This is a genomic window from Pseudomonas oryzagri (assembly GCF_020831405.1).
Taxonomy (GTDB): Bacteria; Pseudomonadota; Gammaproteobacteria; order Pseudomonadales; family Pseudomonadaceae; genus Geopseudomonas; species Geopseudomonas oryzagri.
This window is the reverse complement of the sequence record NZ_JAJHPU010000017.1, coordinates 1-18,625: the sequence shown is the minus strand read 5'-3', so window position 1 is coordinate 18,625 and position 18,625 is coordinate 1. Positions and strand designations below refer to the sequence as shown.

Genomic DNA, 18,625 nt, shown 5'->3' with positions numbered 1-18,625 from the left:
GTCGTTGCCTTCGCCGGCGTGAAGATGGTCAAGTCCGGTGCCACCGTACAACTGGTCGTTACCCTGACCGCCATCCAGAAGATCGTCGCCGGCCGCGCCGGTAAGGGTGTCGTCGCCTTCGAAACCTGCCATGAAGTTGTTCAACTCGTTGCCGGTCACGACGTTGTTCAGGCTGTTGGTGGTGACGTCGAATGCCCCGGTAGACAGTTGCACGTTCTCGATACCGGCCGAATAGAGATCGAGGTAGGCCGCGCTGCTGATCACGGTATCCAGACCGCCTTCCGGTAGCAGGCTTTCAATGATCGAGTCGCCATCGGTGACGAGGTAGGTATCGTCGCCGTTGCCACCATCCAGCACGTCGGCGTCTGCGCCGCCATCGAGCAGGTCGTTGCCTTCGCCGGCGTGAAGATGGTCAAGTCCGGTGCCACCGTACAACTGGTCGTTACCCTGACCGCCATCCAGAAGATCGTCGCCGGCCGCGCCGGTAAGGGTGTCCTCGCCGTCGCCGCCATAGATGAAGTTGTTCAGCTCGTTGCCGGTCACGACGTTGTTCAGGCTGTTGGCGATGACGTTGAATGCCCCGGTGGCCAGTTCCACGTTCTCGATACCGGCGGCGGAGAGGTCCAGGTAGGAGGCGCTGCTGATCACAGTATCCAGACCGCCTTCCGGCAGCAGGCTTTCATTGATCGAGTCGCCATCGGTGACGAGGTAGGTGTCGTCGCCGTTGCCGCCCTCCAGCACGTCGGCGTCTGCGCCGCCATCGAGCAGATCGTTACCGTCTCCAGCATGCAGATGGTCAAGGCCGTCGCCCCCGTACAACTGGTCGTTACCCTGACCGCCATCGAGAATGTCGTCGCCGGCCGCGCCGGTGAGCGTGTCCTCGCCTTCGAAACCTGCCATGAAGTTGTTCAACTCGTTGCCGGTCACGACGTTGTTCAGGCTGTTGGCGATGACGTTGAATGCCCCGGTGGTCAGCTCCACGTTCTCGATACCGGCGGCGGAGAGGTCCAGGTAGGAGGCGCTGCTGATCACAGTATCCAGACCGCCTTCCGGCAGCAGGCTTTCATTGATCGAGTCGCCATCGGTGACGAGGTAGGTATCGTCGCCGTTGCCGCCCTCCAGCACGTCGGCGTCTGCGCCGCCATCGAGCAGGTCGTTGCCTTCGCCGGCGTGAAGATGGTCAAGTCCGGTGCCACCGTACAATTGGTCGTTACCTTGGTCGCCATTCAGAATGTCGTCGCCGGCCGCGCCGGTGAGGGTGTCGTCGCCTTCGAAACCTGCCATGAAGTTGTTCAACTCGTTGCCGGTCACGACGTTGTTCAGGCTGTTGGCGGTGACGCCGAATGCCCCGGTAGACAGTTGCACGTTCTCGATACCGGCGGCGGAGAGGTCCAGATAGGCGGCGCCGCTGATCACGGTATCCACGCCGTCTTCCGGTAGCAGGCTTTCGATGATCGAGTCGCCATCGGTGACGAGGTAGGTATCGTCGCCGTTGCCGCCCTCCAGCACGTCGGCGTCCGCGCCGCCATCGAGTAGGTCGTTGCCCTCGCCGCCAGCAAGGTGGTCGATGCCAACACCGCCGTTGAGCGTGTCATTGCCTTGACCGCCATCGAGCAGGTCGTCGCCGGCTTCACCGATCAGGGTGTCATCGCCAACGCCGCCTTCGAGTTGGTCGAAACCATCGCCACCATTGAGTGAGTCATGGCCCTGTTCACCGCTCAGCATGTCATCGCCGGCCACGCCGGTGAGGGTGTCGTCGCCGTCGCCGCCATGGATGAAGTTGTTCAGCTCGTTGCCGGTCACGACGTTGTTCAGGCTGTTGGCGGTGACGTCGAATGCCCCGGTGGCCAGTTCCACGTTCTCGATACCGGCAGCAGAGAGGTCCAGGTAGACGGCGCTGCTGATCACGGTATCCACGCCGCCTTCCGGCAGCAGGCTTTCGACGATGGAGTCGCCATCGGTGACGAGGTAGGTATCGTCGCCGTTGCCACCATCCAGCACGTCGGCGTCTGCGCCGCCATTGAGCAAGTCGTTGCCCTCGCCGCCAGCGAGGTGGTCGATGCCAGTACCGCCGTTGAGCGTGTCATTGCCTTGACCGCCATCGAGCAGATCGTCGCCGGCCTCGCCAGTCAGGGTGTCATTGCCATCCCCGCCTTCGAGGTGATCAAAGCCATCGCCACCGTTGAGCTGGTCGGCACCGGCTCCGCCGTACAGCGTGTCATTGCCCAGGCCACCGATCAGTAGATCGTCGCCCGCCTCGCCACTCAGGGTGTCGTCGCCTTCCCGGCCATCCAGGGTGTTGTTCGACGCGTTGCCGGTCAAGGTGTTGTTCAGGCTGTTGGCGCTCACGCTGACAGCGCCAGTGGACAGCACCACATTGTCGATACCAGCCGAGCTGAGGTTCAGGTCGTAGGCGCTGCTGATCACCGTGTCCACGCCGCCCGATGCCTGCAGGGTTTCCTCGATCGTGTCGCCGTCCGTGGCGATATAGGTGTCGTCGCCATCGCCACCGACCATCACGTCGGTGCCCGCGCCGCCATCCAGCAGATCGTTACCGGCTTCGCCGTACAGGGTGTCGTTACCGGCGCCGCCTTTGAGTGTGTCATTGCCGCTGCCACCATTGAGGCGATCATTGCCGGCTCCGCTGTCGAGTGTGTCGTCGCCGGCGTTGCCCAGCAGTTGATCATGGCTGGCACTGCCCAAGATGGTTTCCGAGGCTGAGGTGCCATAGCGGTAGATCGAGCCGTCCTGGAAGCGGAAGTTGGTGGAGGTGAGGTTGGTGATCAGGGCGCCATCGGCGATGGTGTTCTTCAGTGTGATCGCGCCGAGCGGGGTCTGGATGGTGACATCGCCGCGCGTATTGATCTGGGTTACCTCGATGCTAGCCGCCGAGAAGCTTGTGTCGAAAACGAGCACATCGCTGAGGTAGGAAAAGTTGATGGAGCTACCGGGATTGAGCTTGCTGAACAGGTACTGCCTGGCCATGACGATTCCTTTCGTGAGAAGGGCGGAGCGTGCGCGAACAAGATGTTGCGCAGACAGGCGGCAGACTAGAAATGTGGGAAACGTGGGTCAATCGGCAGAATTCAGTTCTCATCGATGTTGTGAGTGACTGCACGAAGTGAGCGGGAGTTCACATTGATGACTCAAACGGCCCCCCAAACACGCTACTGAAACCGGCTTGGCGCTCGGAGGGGAAAGACGCACTGGGCCTCTCCGAGCTTGGGCGGGACACAGATCCGCCGCTCAGCCGCCCAGCTCCGCCGAAATCCGCGCCGCCGTCAGCAGCAGCGCCTCGCGAAAGCGCGCCTGCGATTCTTCGCTGTCCATCACCGCGTCCGGGCCGGAGAGGTTGATCGCGGCGACCACTTCGCCCAGGTGGTTGCGGATGCCGGTGGCGATGGCGGTGGAGTAGTCGGAGCGGTGCAGCACCCAGCCGCGCTCGCGGTCGCCGGCGATCAGTTCCTGCAACTCGGGCAGGGTCTTGGGCGCGGGCGGCGGGTAGTCGTCGAGGCGCACGTGCAGGTAGAGGGCGTCGAGCACCGGCGGGGTCAGGCCGGTGAGCAGGATGCGGCCCATGGCGGTGCAGTGGCAGGGCAGGCGGGTGCCGATGGGGATGTTCACCGACAGGCGCTGCGCGGCGAAGGCGCGGTACAGGTACAGGCTGTCGGTGTGCTCGCGGATGGTCAGGTGGCAGGACAGCGAGGTGCGGTCGCGCAGGGCGTTGAGGTGCGGCAGGGCGAGGTCGACCAGGTCGCGGCTGGCCAGGTAGCTGAAACCGTCGGAGACCACCTGCGGGCCGAGTTCCCAGGTGTTCTTGGCGATCTTGCGCAGGTAGCCCATCTCCTCGAGGGTGTGGACGATGCGGTAGATGGCCGAGACGCTCACGCCCAGGCGCTCGGCGATCTCATTGCTGGCCAGGGTGCGCTGGTGGGCGTTGAACATCTGCAGGATGGTCAGGCCGCGCTGCAGGGCGGGGACCATGTAGTCGGTGTCGCGGCCGCTGTCGAGGTCTTCGGCGAGGGTCATGGAAGGCTCCGCGAGTGAGTGGGGCGTAGGGTGGGTTAGGCCGCAGGCCGTAACCCACCGACCGGCCGCAAGGCCGGCCATGGCGATGCCTGACGGCATCGATGGTGGGTTACGCCGCTGCGCGGCTAACCCACCCTACGGTTCGAGGGTTCCCAGGCTCCTGCGTGGGAACCCAGGCGCCGGTGTCCGGGGACGCGGAGCGTCCCGAGCGTTGCGCTCCCACGCCGGAGCGTGGGAGCGATCACCGGTTGGCGCTGCGCCTCACAACAGCGCATCGATCCCCGCCGGCTTGCCGCCGAACTCGTCCATGGCATCCAGCAGCGCGCCCCAGAAGTAGTCCAGCGAGGCGCGGTCGCAGAGGATGTGGAAGCACGGCAGCTCGCCTTCGGGCAGGTTGACCACGATGACGTTGATGCGCGCCGCCGAGGTCTGCGCCACCGCGCCGACCGGGAAGGTGCCCGCGCTCAGGTCGACGCCGCACAGCTTGGCCATCACCGCGGCGATGTGCTCGCCGGTGAGCAGCAGCCAGGCGTGGCTGTCCTGGCGCGGCAGCAGGTAGTTGCCGCCCTCGCCGAGCTGCCAGGCGGTCTCCTCGCCTGCGATGCGCGAACCGGCGTCGCGCAGGCTGCCGAGCAGCAGGTACTCGGTCTGCGACAGGCGCGCCACGTGGCCGCCGTCGCCCTGGGTGAGCGCCCGGTTGGGCGCCTCGGGCAGCGCGAAGCCGCGCCCGCCCAGGTACTCGGCGGCCTGCGCGCCGCGAAAGCCGACGCGCGCCAGGTTGGTCAGGTCGATGAGCGCGCAGCGTTGCAGCTGGGCGCTTTCGTCGTACTCGCCGTAGTGCGCGACTATCGAGCTTTCGCCGAGCCGGCCGAGGCTGGCGCCTGCGTGGCGACGGTACAGCGGGCTGCGTTCGAGGAAGTCCTGGGCTTGCAGAGTGGCCATGATCACAGCTCCTGACGTTTGGTTTCGGGATCGAAGAACGGCAGCTTGACCACCGTTGCCTGCACCACCTGGCCGCCCTCGACGCGGATCGGGATCTGGCTGCCCGGCGCGCTCTGCGAAGCGGCGCAGTAGGCCAGGCCGATGATCTGGCCGAGGGTCTGCGAGTACTCGCAGGAGGTCACGTTGCCGCTGATGTCCGGGCCGTTGAGCACCAGATGGCCTTCCAGCGGCTTGCTCGATGCGGCCGGCAGCACGAAGCCGACCAGCTTGCGCTTGAGCGGCTGCGCCTCGAGGATCTCCACCGAGCGCTTGCCGACGAAGAACGGCTTGCTGCGCGCGATCGCCCAGTCCATGTCGATCTCGGCCGGGTGGGTCATGCCGTCGGTGTCCTGGCTGATGATCACGTGACCCTTTTCCAGACGCAGCAGGCGCTGGGTCTCGACGCCGAACGGACGGATCTCGTCCTTGGCGCCGGCCTGCATCAGCGCGTCCCACAGGTACTCGCCGTAGCGCGCCGGCACGTGGATCTCGTAGCCCAGCTCGCCGACGAAGCCGACGCGCAAGAGGCGCGCCGGGATGCCGGCCACCGTGCCTTGGCGCACGCCGAGGTAGGGGAAGGCCTCGGCGCTCAGGTCGACGTCCTGGCACAGCTTGCGCAGCACGCTGCGCGCGCGCGGCCCGGCGACGTTGACCGCGGCCAGCGCGGCGGTGACGTTGGTGATGTCGACGTCCAGGCGCCACTGCGCGTTCCACTTGAGCATCTGCTGGTAGATGCGGTCGACGCCGCTGGTGGTGGCGGTGACGTAGAAGTGGTTGTCGGCGAAGCGTGCGCACACGCCGTCGTCGATCACCACGCCGTGCTCGTTGGTCATCAGCGCGTAGCGCGAACGGCCGACCGGCTGCTTGGCGAAGGCGAAGGTGTACAGGCGGTTGAGCAGCTCGGCGGCGTCCGGGCCGCGCACGTCGAGGCCGCCCAGGGTGGAGACGTCGATGATGCCGACCTTCTCGCGCACGTGGCGGGCCTCGGCCTGCATGCACGCCTCGCGCTCCTCGGGCTTGCCGTAGTAGGCCGGGCGCTGCCAGACGCCGGCCGGCATCATCTTGGCGCCCAGCTCGACGTGGCGCTGGTGCATGGCGGTCTGCCGGTACGGATCGAAGCCGCGGCCGGCGACATGGGCGAGTTTCTCGGCGACGAACGGCGGGCGCGCGGTGGTCACGCCGGTCTCGCTGACGCTGCGGTTGGTGGCCTGGGCGACCAGCCGCGCGGTGGGCAGCGCCGAGTGACGGCCCTGCGAGGGGCCCATGCCGACGGTGGAGAAGCGCTTGACCAGCTGCACGTCGCGGTAGCCGTGGCGGGTGGCGTTGACGATGTCGCGCACCTGCAGGTCCTCGTCGAAGTCGACGAAGTCCTTGCCGTCCGGGTGCGGGAAGATCGGCCAGTCGAAGTTGACCCGCGGCTCGGCGGCGAACGCCTTGCCGGCCGCCGGCGCGCTCAGGCCGAGCTGGTCGGCGGCGGCGCCACCGGCCAGGCCGCCGTCGAGCAGCACGTTGTCCAGCGCGTGGCGGCCGTTGACCGAGCCGGCCACGGCGAGGTTCCTGGGCAGCCCGCTGAGGGTGAAGGCGGCCTGGGCGTCGTCGTAGGCGAGCTTGCCGCCGGCCTGGCAGAGCAGCTGATAGACCGGCATGTAGCCGGCGGACATGCACACCAGGTCGCAGTCGATGGTCGTACCGCTGCCGGCGACCTGGCCCTTGCCGACGATGCGGCGCACGTCGACGCCGGTGACGTGACGCATGCCCTTGGCGTGCAGCGCCTCGTACACGGTGCTGGCCAGGTGCAGCGGGATGTCGGCTTTCTTCACCGTTTCGGCCAGGCGGGCGTCGGCCGGTGCGGTGCGCATGTCGATCACGGCGGCCACTTCCACGCCGGCATCCAACAGGTCGAGGGCGGCGAGATAACCGTCGTCGTGGCCGGTCAGGACCACGGCGCGCTTGCCGGGCTTGACCGCGTAGAGCTTCATCAGGCGCTGGGCGGCGCTGGTCAGCATCACCCCGGGCAGGTCGTTGTTGCGGAACACCACCGGCTGGTCGAAGGCGCCGGCGGCGACGATGCACTGTTTGGCGCGCACTTTATAGAGACGGTTGCCCTGGATCACCGGCAGGAAGTTGTCGGTGAACCAGGCGTTGCAGGTGGCGTCCTTGAGGATCTGGATGTTCGGGTGGCTTTCCACCGCACCGACCAGCTCCGCGCGCAGTTCGCCAGCGCGCTTGCCGGCGATGTCGAAGCGCGCCCAGGCCAGCGCGCCGCCGAGGTAGGACTGCTGCTCGATCAGCAACACCTTGGCGCCGGCGTTGGCGGCGTTCAGCGCGGCGGTGAGACCGGCGGGGCCGGCACCGACCACGGCGACGTCGGCGAACAGGAAGGCCTTGTCGTGGTACTCGGGCTGGAATTTGAGGTCCAGTACGCCGAGGCCGGCCTTCTTGCGGATGATCGGCTCCCACACCTTCCAGATGCCCTTGGGCTTGTAGAAGGAGCGGTAGTAGAAGCCGACCGGCATGAACTTGGAGAACTTGCCGAGGAAGGCGTCGCGGTCGCCGTCCAGCGAGCCCGAGAAGTTCTGCCCGGTGACGGTCAGGCCATCGGCCAGCGGCTGCAGGTCGGCCAGCACGTTGGGCTCGCTGGGCAGCTGCACCAGGGTGTTGGCGTCTTGCCCGGCCATGGTCAGCGGGCCGCGCGGACGGTGGTACTTGAACGAGCGCGACAGCAGCCAGCGGCCGTTGGCGATCAGGGCGCTGGCGATGCTGTCGCCGGCGTAGCCCTGATAGTTGCTGCCGTCGAAGGTGAAGCTGAGCGCCCGGCTGCGGTCGATCAGCAGGCCCATGGGGGCGGGCAGGCGGCTGAAGGCGGTCATACGGTGGCCTCCCGGGCAGGTGCCTTGGCGATGAAGTCGACGCGGCGGGTGAAGATTTCCTTCGCATCGAAGGTGCGGATGATTTCGTCGGTGACGGTGTGGCGTTCGGCGAGGAACCAGTAGCTGGAGGCGTTGTGCATCCACCACTCGACGACCACGCCGGCGCGGTTCTCGCTGTTGAACACGTAGTCGGCCCATTCGGCGTCGCTGCAGGTGGCCGGATCGGGCATCGGCTTGAACTCGCCGCCGTAGGTGAATTCGCTGATGTTGCGCGGACCGTTCAGGGGGCAGGGCATGATCTTCATCGCGGGTTCCTCAGTGGCTGGCGGCGGTGGCGCCCATTTCGTTGACCTGCTGGAAGGTCGAGAAGCGTTCCAGGGCGAAGGGGGCGATGAGCTCGGGCGTCCTGCCGCCGCTGGCCACCAGCTCGGCCATGGTCTTGCCGCAGATCGGCGTCGACTTGAAGCCCCAGGTGCCCCAGCCGGCGTCGAGGTAGTAGTTGTCGATCGGCGAGCGGCCCATGATCGGGCTGTAGTCCGGGGTCATGTCGGTGATTCCCGCCCACTGGCGCATCAGCTTGGCGTTGGCCAGGAACGGGAACATCTCGATGGCGTGGGCCAGCAGGCCTTCCTTCAAGTCCAGCGTCGAGCGGGTGTTGTACAGCGGGTAGGGGTCGGAGCCGCCGCCGATCACCACCTCGCCGCGGCCGGTCTGCTGCACGTAGCAGTGCAGCGCCGAGGAGCTGACCAGCGGGTCGAGGAACGGCTTGAACGGCTGGGTGACCATCGCCTGCAGCGGGTAGCTGTGGATCGGCGCGCGGATGCCCAGCTTGTTGAGCAGCAGCGAGCTGTGCCCGGCGATGGCCTGCACCGCGCAGCCGCACTTCACCGTGCCGCGGTTGGTCTTCACCGCCACCACCTTGCCGCGCTCGACCACGAAGTCCTGCACCTCGGTGAGCTGGTGGATCTCCACGCCGCGCTTGGCCGCCTGCTTGGCGTAGCCCCAGGCCACTGCGTCGTGGCGCGCGGTGGCGCCGTCGATATGCCACAGGCCGGCGAGCACCGGCAGGTGGCCGGGGTCCATATTCAGGGTCGGCACCAGCTCGCGGATCTGCTGGCGGTCGATCATCTCGGTACGCCCGCCGAAGTGCTTGTTCACCTCGGCGCGCTGGCGGAAGGCGCGCACCGTGGCGTCGGTGTGCGCCAGGGTCAGCTGGCCGCGTTCGGAATACATGATGTTGAAGTCGAACTCGTTGGAGAGTCCCTGGAACATCTTCACCGACTCGGCGTAGAACTTGACGCCCTCGCTGGTGAGGTAGTTGGAGCGGATCACCGCGGTGTTGCGCGCGGTGTTGCCGCCGCCGAGATACGACTTCTCCAGCACCGCGACGTTGGTCACGCCGTGGTACTTGGCCAGGTAGTAGGCGGTAGCCAGGCCGTGGCCGCCACCGCCGATGATCACCACGTCGTAGGCCGGCTTGAGTTCCTTGGGCGCCGGCAGATCGACCTCCGCCGGGTACTCGGAGCTCAGGCCGTATTTAAGAAGACTGAAAGGCATGCTGCCTCCTCGTTGGGCCTTGCCGGCCGTTGAACGACTACTGCGCGACCGCCTGCTGGGGCGTGTCGGGCGTGGACTGCCGGACATGCTGCTGGCGCGCGGCGGTCACGGTGTTTTGCATCAGGAGTGCAATGGTCATCGGCCCGACGCCGCCCGGCACCGGAGTGATGGCGCGGGTCAGCGGCTGCACGTCGGCGAAGTCGACGTCGCCGACCAGCCGCGAACGGCCATCCTCCTCGATACGGTTGATGCCGACGTCGATGACCACCGCGCCGGGCTTGATCCACTCGGCCTTGATCATCCGCGGCCGACCGACCGCGGCGATCACGATGTCGGCCTTGCTGCACAGTGCCTGCGGGTTCTTGCTGCGCGAGTGCAGCACGGTCACCGTGCAGTCGGCGGCCAGCAGCAGAGCGGCCATCGGCTTGCCGACGATGTTCGAGCGGCCGATCACCACCGCGTGCTTGCCGGACAGATCGCCCAGGGTGTCGCGCAGCAGACGCATGCAGCCGGCCGGGGTGCAGGGCACCAGCACGTCGCGGCCCTGGCTGAGGCCGCCGACGTTCTCGCTGTGGAAACCGTCGACGTCCTTGGCCGGGTCGATGGCCTGCAGCACGGCGGTCTCGTCGATGTGCTTGGGCAGCGGCAGCTGGACCAGGATGCCGTGCACCGAGGCGTCGGCATTCAGAGCGGCGACCAGCGCCAGCACCTGCTCGGCGGAAGCGTCGGCCGGCAGGCGATGCTCCAGGGAGCGGATGCCCACCTCGCCGGCGCGCAGCACCTTGTTGCGCACGTAGACGTGGCTGGCCGGGTCGTCGCCGACCAGCACCACGGCCAGCGCCGGTTCGATGCCTTCGGCCTTGAGGGTGATGACCTCGGCGGTCACCTCGGCGAGGACCCGGGCGGAGGCGGCCTTGCCGTCGATCAGTTGGCCGGGCGCGCTCATCGGAAGATCACCGTCTTGTCGTGGTTGAGGAACACGCGGTGCTCGAGGTGGTACTTGACCGCCTTGGAGAGCGCCACGGTTTCGGTGTCGCGGCCGACGGCGACCAGATCGTCCGGTGCGTAGTTATGGTCCACGCGCTGCACTTCCTGCTCGATGATCGGGCCCTCGTCGAGGTCGGCGGTGACGTAGTGGGCGGTGGCGCCGATCAGCTTCACGCCGCGCTCGTAGGCCTGGTGGTAGGGCTTGGCACCCTTGAAGCCGGGCAGGAACGAGTGATGGATGTTGATGGCGCGGCCCGAAAGTTGCTTGCACAGATCGTCGGAGAGGATCTGCATGTAGCGCGCCAGCACCACGAGGTCGGTGTTGGTCTCGTCGACGATCTTCATCAGCTCGGCTTCCTGCTGGGCCTTGGTCTCCTTGGTCACCGGCAGGTAGATGAATCGGATGCCCTCGCGCTCGGCCATCGGCCGCAGATCGAGGTGGTTGGAGACGATGGCGGTGATCTGCATGTGCAACTCGCCCTTCTGGTGGCGATAGAGCAGGTCGGCCAGGCAATGGTCGAACTTGCTGACCATCAGCAGCACGCGCATCGGCTTGCTGGCGTCGTGCAGCTCCCAGTCCATGTCGAACTTGCCGGCGACATCGACGAAGCCCTGCTCGATCGCTGCAATGTCACCGGCGAAACCGGTGTTGAAGCGGAACACCGCGCGCATGAAGAAGGTGCCGCTGACCTCGTCGTCGAACTGCGCCATCTCGCTGATGTAGCAGCCATGGTCGGCGAGGAAGGAAGTCACCGCGGCGACGATGCCCGAGGTTGCCGGGCAGCTGATCTTGATCACGTACTGGTTCGGAGCGTATTGCATATCGAGTCCTCTGGGGGTGGAGGCAGCGGTTGCAAGGCGAAAAATTCGTCGGTGAAGCCCGATTTCATCCCTGAATAATTTTGACTGCTGGGAATATATTTTTCGTGCTGGGGTTTTTATAAGCGAAGGAAAGCGGTGTGTCTATGCCTGTTGTGAATTTTTTTATCGTGTGGGGAATTTTTTTGACAGGGCTGAGGGGCGGGTTGCCAAGGGCAGGGGGCGCGCAGCGGGGGAGGCATGCGGGGGAGGGGGCACGGCCCGGCCGCCGGGATGAGGAGGTAGGGGGAAGACTCCTGCGTGGATTGTCGGCGTACGGCTATGAGAGAGGGTGGCGTGCGCCGGAGCGAGCCGACGCACGCCAAGGAACAGTCAGCCTTCGCTGATGCAGCGCTCGTACAGGTCGGCGTACTGCTTGTCGAAGCTCAGCGGCTTCGGCGTCTCCAGCTCGGCGGAGGTATTGAGCAACTGGTGGGTCTGAATGTCGTACCGCACCCAGCCGATGGTGCCGGAACCGTCGGTGTCGAACACGACCTGGGCGGAGACTGTTTCCCCTTGGTCGTCATCGATCAGCAGGTTGGCCTCGTCTTTCTTCACATAGGTGAAGGGAAAACTGCTGCTGCGTACGAGCTCGGTGAGGTGGCTGTAGCACTGGCTGCGGTCGCTTTTAAGTGGGCTGGCGCTGGCTTGGACGGCGCCGCACAGCAGGGCGGCCAAGATAATTTGAGCGAGGGTAGGACGTATGATCACGTTAAGTTCCTTCAAGCTCGTTTACGGATCGTGGCTGGATCATTGAGCTGGGAATCATCACTCGATCTTGACCAGCCGCAATTTCTGATCCTGTAGTTCAAAGTAGCGGGTCCTGTTCTGCCGCGGCAGCACCTTGCCACTCTGGTCTTTCTCCGGATCTGCGGCCGTGCCGGTGATCATCAGCAGGCGGCTGTCTGGACGGAATCCGGCGTCGTAGTAACTGCCATCGGGGCTGTCTAGCTCATAGGCATTGGGATACCCTGAGACGAGCTTGCCTGTCTTGGCGTCGAGAATTTCTCCGCAGATTGCTCCGCCACCACAGCTGCCAGTAAAGACAATGTAGTGCCCTGCGAAGTTGACTTTCCGCTTGATCGCGTTGGTTCGGTAAATCTTCCAGTTGTCCTCACCCTGGTCGGGTACGTCCAGGGCGTGGTTGGGGCCGGCGAAGATACTATCGACTTTGTAATCTTCGAACTTGGGTTCCACCGCATGGGAATTGACGCTCAATACCTGTGCGCAGAGCGGCAGTGCGGCCAAGAGGGGGCAGAACTTGATTGCCATTGCGTTTAGATTCCCTCAGGGGCTGTTGACGTTTCATGTGGGGAGCCCTGGGAGTCAGCAAGCCATGGCTACCATGCTCTTTATGTTAGGGCGACGCGGGAGCCTCGTACTCCAGTGTCTCCAGGCCCATTTTGCCTCGGTAGGTCACACGGAACACATGATCCTCGATGCCCGTGCCCACGATGCTTTCCAGCAGGCCATAGCCGCCTATTTCGGGAGTTATTTCGTGCAGCGGCTTATTGGTGGTGTTGAACATCCGATAGAATCGCACCGATTTCTCACCCAAGCTCATCACCACCTCCCGTTTGCTATCGACCGCCTCCACCAGTGGGAACGGACCACCCAACTGGCCGCCGAGCTTGTAGGCATAGGTCGCCGAACAGGCGGTGCCGCAACTGAAGGTCAGCAGAAAAACGCCGGACTCATAGCTGGCGGAGGTCGGTGGTGTTGGGTATTCGAGCACCTTCTCCTCCTTTTTTTCGTTACGGATAGAGATGGTGCAATGCGTCACCTGGTTGTCGGTTGTGCACTGACTGGCGACGCGCCACTCAGTATCTGGAATTTCAATGCTTTCGGAATAGCCCTCGCCAAAGCATGTGGAGGCAGTGAAGGCAGCTAGGGCTAGTGCGCTAGTTTTTATAAAATCTGTAGTCCGCATCACTGACTCCTAGCGGGTTTGCAACACTTGTAGAGTTAATGGCAAAAGGTTGAACTGGCGAAGCGGCGGAATGTAGTCATCCAAATCCGGGGTGAAATCGCTGGTTTCGTCGGGTTTCTGAGGCTGTCATGATTGCTCATGAACCAGACGGTCATGGACTTCACGGAGCCTGCCGAAGATGAAGGTTCTCTTTCGCCCGTCTTTCATTACCCCATCCTGATGCGGCCCGTTCAAGACTCTATCCGCCAAGGCAAACGTACTTGCCTTGGCTGCTGGTCAAGAAGTGAGATCGGTGAGTAAGTCCTTGGCTTGCTCCAGCCACACTGGTTTGCTCGTCACGAGGATCGGCCCGCTTGCATCGAAAGCCGGCAGCGTTTGTTCCAGCAGGTTGGTCGCGTTCCTGGTTTTCTTTACCTCCTCGATGGCTTGAGCCGCTTCAGCTGCCTTGAGGATGTTCCGAAGTTCGGGCGTGTTGGCCGTTTCCTCGGTGAGCGGTGCAGGTAGCGGCAGGGCATTGGCCAGTTGCACGGCGCTGCCGGGGTCTTTGCTGAAGGCGCGGATGGCGTCCATGCCTTCCAGCATGGGTAGGGCGATGCCGGTCAGCGGGTCGAAGGCGTTGATTTCCGGCATTTCCGCTACGCCGACCTTGCCGCGCAATACGGGGGTGGCGAGGGAGGGCAGGAACAGTCCGAGCAGGTAGCGTGGGTTGCGCCTCTTGATCGACAGGCCGACGCTGGCCAGGGCGATGCCCAGGCCAATCACCCGTCCGGCGCTGGCTATTACCGACAAGCGTTTGTTCGACTCATTGTCGAAATGTACAAGGCGCACGCGGAAGTAGTCGGTGAAGGGTTCACGCTCGCCGAGTCCTGAGGAGTTCATGAACCAGGCGCGGGAGTCGTGCACCTGTTCGTCGAACAGCTGCACCAGTGCCTTCTGCTGGTGGGCTGGGACATTGGGAGCGCGGAACAGCCGGCGATACTGGCTGCTGCCTTGCTGATGGAGGAAGGCGTATTCGCGGGCCTCGTCTTCCTCGTTGAGCAGATAGACGGTGCCACCCAGCAGGATGTTCACCAGGCCGCCAGCCGAAAGGGTGTCCTCGCCGATTTCCCAGCGCTGCTCGTAGTCGCGCTTGAACTCGGCAGCGGCCCGGCGCAGTTGCCGGTCGTCCAGGCCCGGCTCGAAGCACTTGTTGATATTGAGCCTGGCGTGCTCCTCGGCGCCGATCAGGGCGATATCCACTTCCCGTTGGTGTTGCTCCTCGGCACTCAGCTCTGCCAGCGGCTTGCCTTGCTGGGCGGCCTCGTATTCCTTCAGCTTGCGCTCGTGCAAGCGTTTGTGGGCCTCCTGCTCCGCCTCGCCCATGTCCTTGCCGCGTCGCTGGTTGTAGAAGCCCTGCTTGTCGATGCCGCCGGCATAACGGTCGATCCGCCAGCCGGTGATCAATGCGGCCTCCCGTTCCATCACCTGCTCCAGTGGTCCGGGCTGGGCTTGTGCTTGCCAGGCGTTGAAGCGGGTGATGAGTTGCTCTGTCAGGTTAAACTCCTTCGCGGTATCGAAATTCATTCCCCGCCATTGTTCGTGCTCGCCCAGCGCCAGAGGCGGGACCTGCAGGGGCGCGCCAGCCTTGAAGGCTTCCCGGTACATGTGATGGAGCGGGATCTGCGACAGCAGCGCGTTCTGCCCCCCCATGGCCTTGCCCTGATCCCCGGGCGGATAGCCGCCGCCGACGTCCGAATGCATGCCGGGGTAGACGTATTCCGCAGTAGCGGCCCGGTAGCTGGAGGGGCGGCTTTGGTCGCGCGAGCCGTCCGCACTCCGCCCGCGGCGACGGATGGAGTCGAGCGGGAAGCTGGCCCGCTGCTCGTGGGCGGATACCAGATGCAGGCAGCGCTTGAGGAACCGGCGGTCCTCCGGCAGGACGGTGGACTGGCTGGTGGGCGGTGACACTTCGTCCGGCAGGCGCATGGTGCCGTCGGCCCAGCTCATGTGCCCGGCGGCGAACGGCGCGCTGTCCGCCAGGCCCACCGCCGCCACGGTGTCGAACAGGCCGAGAAACTCGATGGACAGCGGCAGGCCGGCGAAGCGGTACTCGGTTGTGCCGTCCGGAGTTTGGCTGCGAGTCAGCGCCTGCAGCCAGTTGGCGAAGGTGCGCGCCTGGGCCGCGCCGCGGGAAAAGCCATACACGTAGAGACGCATGGCGAGGATTTCCGGCTTCTGGCCGGCTTCGCGGCGTCTGGTCAGTTCACTCGCCAGTTCCTCGATCTTCGGGCGCAGTGCAGCTTCGCGCTTGCGCTCGCCATTCTCCAGCAGGCCGCCGCTGAGCACGTTGCCTGCCCAGTTGCTGCTCATGGACTCAACCAAGCCCTGGGTTTCCTCAAGCAGCAGTGGCTTTTGCGGTGTAAGCGTTGCACGCAGCGCATCGATCAGCCGGGTCAGCATCCAGTTGATGCGGTCCTCCCCGCCCTTGGCGCCGATCAGGCCCAGCTGGCTTGGCGTGTACTCCTTGATATCCGGGAATACCGTGCCTACGCCGGGGCTGTAATAGCGGAAGAAGCCTTTATCGATAGCCTGTTGGTGCTCTGTCCCACCGATGCTGGCATGGAACAGTCTGGCCACATTGCTGGTGCACAGCGGTACCGCCGTGCTGTCCGAGGGTTCGTGGTTATTGGTGCCGTCAAAACACAGCGACAGGTGCAAGGCCTTGGCGCAGGGCTTGCCGGGATCGGCGTCGCCCCTGGCGGCCGCGGCGCTGCAGGCGGCGCTCCAGGCGCGCAATTCGTCGCGCTCCTGCTGGCGGATATTGGCGGCCAGCTCCGCCGGACTGTGCGGCAGATAGCCGTCGGCGGGGAAAGGCTGGGGAATCAGCGCGCTTCCGGCGCCGTCGCAGGACTGGGTCAGGGTTGCGGACATACCGAGGGCTCTTCCATGTTGAGCGGGTAGTTGTAGGGGTAGCCGGGATAGCCGGGGGTGACCTCGGCCGAGGCCACCTTGACCTGATCGCAGGGGAGGAAATGGACGATCAGGTCGCCTGGGGTGCGATAAGGGGAAATTTCCACCGTGGCGGAGTGGCGTGTGTAGCGGCTTTGATGCTCCTTGGCGCGTTGATTCCAGGCGTCGGAAAACATGGGCTCCGGCCATTTCGCATAGCCGTAGGGATCCGGATCCTTTTCCCACTCGACGATGGCGCGCAGGCCGGGGCGCCAGTGGCGCGGCAGCGCCCCGCAGCAGACCTGTGAGCCGCCGCCAGTGTGAGGCCCGAGATTGGGGCCGCCGGCACCGTTGACGGTGAAGCGGTTGATGGCCGCCGAGGTGTGGTTGTAGCCCTCCACGGGGGCGGGCAGCATTTCCGGCTCCCGTAGCGCACAGCCGCCCAGCAGCAGGGTGCCGGCCAGCAGGGCGAAGAGCCACCGCCTGGGGATGGTTTGCCGCGGCCAAAATCCCCGGGCGGGAAAGGGCCTGTGAGTCAGCGCGCTGCCGGCGCCGTCGCAGGACTGGGTCAGGGTTGTGGGCATGCCGTTGGCTCTTCCATGTTGAGCGGGTAGTTGTAGGGGTAGCCGGGATAGCCGGGGATTACTTCGGCCGAGGCCACCTTGACCTGATTGCAAGGCAGGAAATGCACGACCAGGGGACCCGGGTTGCGATAGGGGGCAATGTCCACCGTGGCGGAGTGGCGGGTGTAATTGGCAGCATGGCGTTTGTAGTCTTCGGGGTCGAGTTGGCCATGACGGTCTCTTTTAACAGGACCGAAAGGATCCGGATCCTTTTCCCATTCGACGATGGCGCGCAGTCCGGGCCGCCAGTGGCGCGGCAGCGCACCGCAGCAGACCTGCGAGCCGCCGCCAGTGTGAGGCCCGAGATTGGGCCCGCCGGCACCGTTGACGGTGAAGTGGTTGATGGCCGCCGAGGTATGGTTGTAGCCCTCCACGGGGGCGGGCAGCATTTCCGGCTCCCGTACCGAGCAGCCGCCCAGCAGCAGGGTGCCGGCCAGCAGGGGCAAGAGATACCCGCGTGAGCTGCTCATGCCGATCCTCCTGGTTGGTCCTGATTACCCCGTGGCGAGTTGGCTTCCAGCCAGCTGCGAATGAAGGCGTCCCGTGTGTCGATGGCGTGGAGCGCCTCGCGATTGGCCGCCAACTGGGCATGCACCAGTTGGCGCACCAGACTTTCCTGTTGTGCAAGGCCGTAGTGCTGGGGCTGGATGGCCCAGCGCCGTCGGTAGTCCTCGGCAGCGCTCCAGGCTTGCAGGCTGGCGATTTGCTCCTTGTCCAGACATAGCCTTGGCAGCGGATCCGGCACCTGGCCGTGCGGTGTATGGTGGCCCGACAGGCTGCGTGCGGCATGGTCGCGGTCCAGCCAGTGCCAGGCGATTACGGAAGCATGGAACCACCTGCCCTGTTGCGGGCTGAGCATGTCACTGGCAGCCAGAAACAGGCGCGGATCGTAGTAGCGCAGCAAGCCGCTGGCTCTACCGTTGTTCCATTCGGCCTGGGTGCAGTGCCGCAGGTGCCGGCCAAGAGCGTTGAAGCCCCAGGGGCTGAGTAGCACCAGAACATGGCTGTGCCAGTTCTGGCTGGCAAGCAGGTCGCGCAGCCAGGACTGATGCGCATGAGGCTGACGGTTCAGCCGCAGCAGAATCGGCCCTATCTCTGCTAGGTCGGCTTCTGGCGTGTCGTGGAAAAGCTTGGCCAGTTGCACTGGTGGCTCTAAAGCCGCGAGGCTGGACAGCAGTGGATAGTCGAAGTTGGTGGCGTCGATCAGCAGGTCGAGGTGCGGCAGCTTCGCGTCTTCAGCCTGCTGGTGCAGACAAGCGAGCCAGTTATCGGTGGATATGCGCATTTATCGTTCCTTGCAGGTGGGCTCAGCGGGCTACCAATCCCTGTATTGAGCTTTGTGCGCGCCGCAGACACTCCTCGCACACGGCGGGCAGGGGTTTATCCACGCAATTGCTGAGCAGACCGGGTTGGCTTGATTCCAACAACTCTCCCGCCGTGTCCTGATCCGCCGCCCCCGGCAGCACCGGCGCCTTGATGCCAATGCCGGTTCCCGTCCCGGGCGATCCCCCCGCATTGACCCTGACCTGCGCTCCCACCACCGTGACCCCGCTGGCATCCAGCTTGATGAAGCTGCCTCCGGCCTTGAGGGTGAGTTCGGCGCCGGCTTCGATGACGATCTTCTGGCCGGCCTTGAGGTGGATTTCGCTGCCGGCTTCGAGCAGTTGGGCGACGCCGAGTTTGATGTGTTGGCTCTGGCCGACGGTGAGGTGGTCGTCGGGCTTGATCTCGACCTTGCGGTCGCCGTACACGGTCAGGTGTTCCTCGGCCTTGAACTCGCTGTAGCTGTTGGCCTCCACCGTGTCGTGGCGTTCATGGCCGACACGGAGCTTCTGGTCGTGCTCGACGTTCTGGTCCCAGTC

16 protein-coding genes are annotated in these 18,625 nt (G+C 64.9%); all 16 read right to left on the bottom strand.

Annotated features, from left to right (window positions below; translation table 11 throughout):
- A partial coding sequence (locus tag LMJ29_RS20935) for a calcium-binding protein (RefSeq protein ID WP_319942210.1) occupies positions 1–2,985 on the bottom strand: 2,985 nt, incomplete at its 3' end.
- 261 nt (positions 2,986–3,246) lie between these two features.
- A complete protein-coding gene (locus LMJ29_RS05255) occupies positions 3,247–4,029 on the bottom strand; it encodes an IclR family transcriptional regulator (protein WP_229604464.1) in 783 nt (260 codons plus the stop codon).
- 261 nt (positions 4,030–4,290) lie between these two features.
- Entirely contained in the window at positions 4,291–4,971 is a 681-nt protein-coding gene (locus LMJ29_RS05250) for a sarcosine oxidase subunit gamma (protein ID WP_229604463.1), read from the bottom strand.
- Positions 4,972–4,973: 2 nt separating this feature from the next.
- Complete coding sequence (locus LMJ29_RS05245; RefSeq protein ID WP_229604462.1) at positions 4,974–7,880, bottom strand: 2Fe-2S iron-sulfur cluster-binding protein; 2,907 nt, start codon at positions 7,878–7,880, stop codon at positions 4,974–4,976.
- Positions 7,877–8,185: a sarcosine oxidase subunit delta gene (locus tag LMJ29_RS05240; RefSeq protein WP_229604461.1), complete on the bottom strand. Its 309-nt coding sequence runs from the start codon at positions 8,183–8,185 to the stop codon at positions 7,877–7,879. The genes LMJ29_RS05245 and LMJ29_RS05240 overlap by 4 nt, the downstream gene beginning before the upstream one ends.
- Positions 8,186–8,195: 10 nt before the next feature.
- Positions 8,196–9,437, bottom strand: a complete 1,242-nt coding sequence (locus tag LMJ29_RS05235) for an FAD-dependent oxidoreductase (RefSeq protein ID WP_229604460.1) — start codon at positions 9,435–9,437, stop codon at positions 8,196–8,198.
- Between the two features lie 37 nt (positions 9,438–9,474).
- Positions 9,475–10,383, bottom strand: coding sequence for a bifunctional methylenetetrahydrofolate dehydrogenase/methenyltetrahydrofolate cyclohydrolase FolD (gene folD, locus LMJ29_RS05230; protein ID WP_229604459.1), 909 nt, complete (start codon positions 10,381–10,383; stop codon positions 9,475–9,477).
- Positions 10,380–11,246 (bottom strand): formyltetrahydrofolate deformylase, encoded by an 867-nt coding sequence (gene purU, locus LMJ29_RS05225; RefSeq protein ID WP_229604458.1) that lies wholly within the window; start codon positions 11,244–11,246, stop codon positions 10,380–10,382. The genes folD and purU overlap by 4 nt, the downstream gene beginning before the upstream one ends.
- Before the next feature lie 369 nt (positions 11,247–11,615).
- Positions 11,616–11,993 (bottom strand): hypothetical protein, encoded by a 378-nt coding sequence (locus LMJ29_RS05220; protein ID WP_229604457.1) that lies wholly within the window; start codon positions 11,991–11,993, stop codon positions 11,616–11,618.
- A 57-nt stretch (positions 11,994–12,050) separates the two neighbouring features.
- Complete coding sequence (locus LMJ29_RS05215; RefSeq protein WP_229604456.1) at positions 12,051–12,554, bottom strand: hypothetical protein; 504 nt, start codon at positions 12,552–12,554, stop codon at positions 12,051–12,053.
- Between the two features lie 85 nt (positions 12,555–12,639).
- Positions 12,640–13,212, bottom strand: coding sequence for a hypothetical protein (locus LMJ29_RS05210; protein ID WP_229604455.1), 573 nt, complete (start codon positions 13,210–13,212; stop codon positions 12,640–12,642).
- A 276-nt stretch (positions 13,213–13,488) separates the two neighbouring features.
- On the bottom strand, positions 13,489–16,122 hold the full coding sequence (locus LMJ29_RS05205; protein ID WP_229604454.1) for a T6SS phospholipase effector Tle1-like catalytic domain-containing protein: 2,634 nt from the start codon (positions 16,120–16,122) through the stop codon (positions 13,489–13,491).
- Complete coding sequence (locus LMJ29_RS05200) at positions 16,107–16,556, bottom strand: DUF3304 domain-containing protein (protein WP_229604772.1); 450 nt, start codon at positions 16,554–16,556, stop codon at positions 16,107–16,109. Before LMJ29_RS05200 ends, LMJ29_RS05205 begins: the two co-directional genes overlap by 16 nt.
- 152 nt (positions 16,557–16,708) lie before the next feature.
- Entirely contained in the window at positions 16,709–17,233 is a 525-nt protein-coding gene (locus tag LMJ29_RS05195) for a DUF3304 domain-containing protein (RefSeq protein WP_229604453.1), read from the bottom strand.
- Positions 17,230–18,048 carry a DUF4123 domain-containing protein gene (locus LMJ29_RS05190; protein WP_229604452.1) on the bottom strand — a complete coding sequence of 273 codons (819 nt, stop codon included), beginning with the start codon at positions 18,046–18,048 and terminating at the stop codon, positions 17,230–17,232. The genes LMJ29_RS05195 and LMJ29_RS05190 overlap by 4 nt, the downstream gene beginning before the upstream one ends.
- 22 nt (positions 18,049–18,070) lie before the next feature.
- A partial coding sequence (locus LMJ29_RS05185; RefSeq protein ID WP_229604451.1) for a DUF2345 domain-containing protein occupies positions 18,071–18,625 on the bottom strand: 555 nt, incomplete at its 5' end.

Coding starts and splice junctions, on each gene's coding strand:
- LMJ29_RS05245 (WP_229604462.1), bottom strand. CDS start 7,880: ATGACCGCCTTCAGCCGCCTGCCCGCCCCCATGGGCCTGCTGATCGAC.
- LMJ29_RS05210 (WP_229604455.1), bottom strand. CDS start 13,212: ATGCGGACTACAGATTTTATAAAAACTAGCGCACTAGCCCTAGCTGCC.
- purU (WP_229604458.1), bottom strand. CDS start 11,246: ATGCAATACGCTCCGAACCAGTACGTGATCAAGATCAGCTGCCCGGCA.
- LMJ29_RS05195 (WP_229604453.1), bottom strand. CDS start 17,233: ATGAGCAGCTCACGCGGGTATCTCTTGCCCCTGCTGGCCGGCACCCTG.
- LMJ29_RS05240 (WP_229604461.1), bottom strand. CDS start 8,185: ATGAAGATCATGCCCTGCCCCCTGAACGGTCCGCGCAACATCAGCGAA.
- LMJ29_RS05190 (WP_229604452.1), bottom strand. CDS start 18,048: ATGCGCATATCCACCGATAACTGGCTCGCTTGTCTGCACCAGCAGGCT.
- LMJ29_RS05200 (WP_229604772.1), bottom strand. CDS start 16,556: ATGCTGCCCGCCCCCGTGGAGGGCTACAACCACACCTCGGCGGCCATC.
- LMJ29_RS05250 (WP_229604463.1), bottom strand. CDS start 4,971: ATGGCCACTCTGCAAGCCCAGGACTTCCTCGAACGCAGCCCGCTGTAC.
- LMJ29_RS05205 (WP_229604454.1), bottom strand. CDS start 16,122: ATGTCCGCAACCCTGACCCAGTCCTGCGACGGCGCCGGAAGCGCGCTG.
- LMJ29_RS05255 (WP_229604464.1), bottom strand. CDS start 4,029: ATGACCCTCGCCGAAGACCTCGACAGCGGCCGCGACACCGACTACATG.
- LMJ29_RS05235 (WP_229604460.1), bottom strand. CDS start 9,437: ATGCCTTTCAGTCTTCTTAAATACGGCCTGAGCTCCGAGTACCCGGCG.
- folD (WP_229604459.1), bottom strand. CDS start 10,383: ATGAGCGCGCCCGGCCAACTGATCGACGGCAAGGCCGCCTCCGCCCGG.
- LMJ29_RS05215 (WP_229604456.1), bottom strand. CDS start 12,554: ATGGCAATCAAGTTCTGCCCCCTCTTGGCCGCACTGCCGCTCTGCGCA.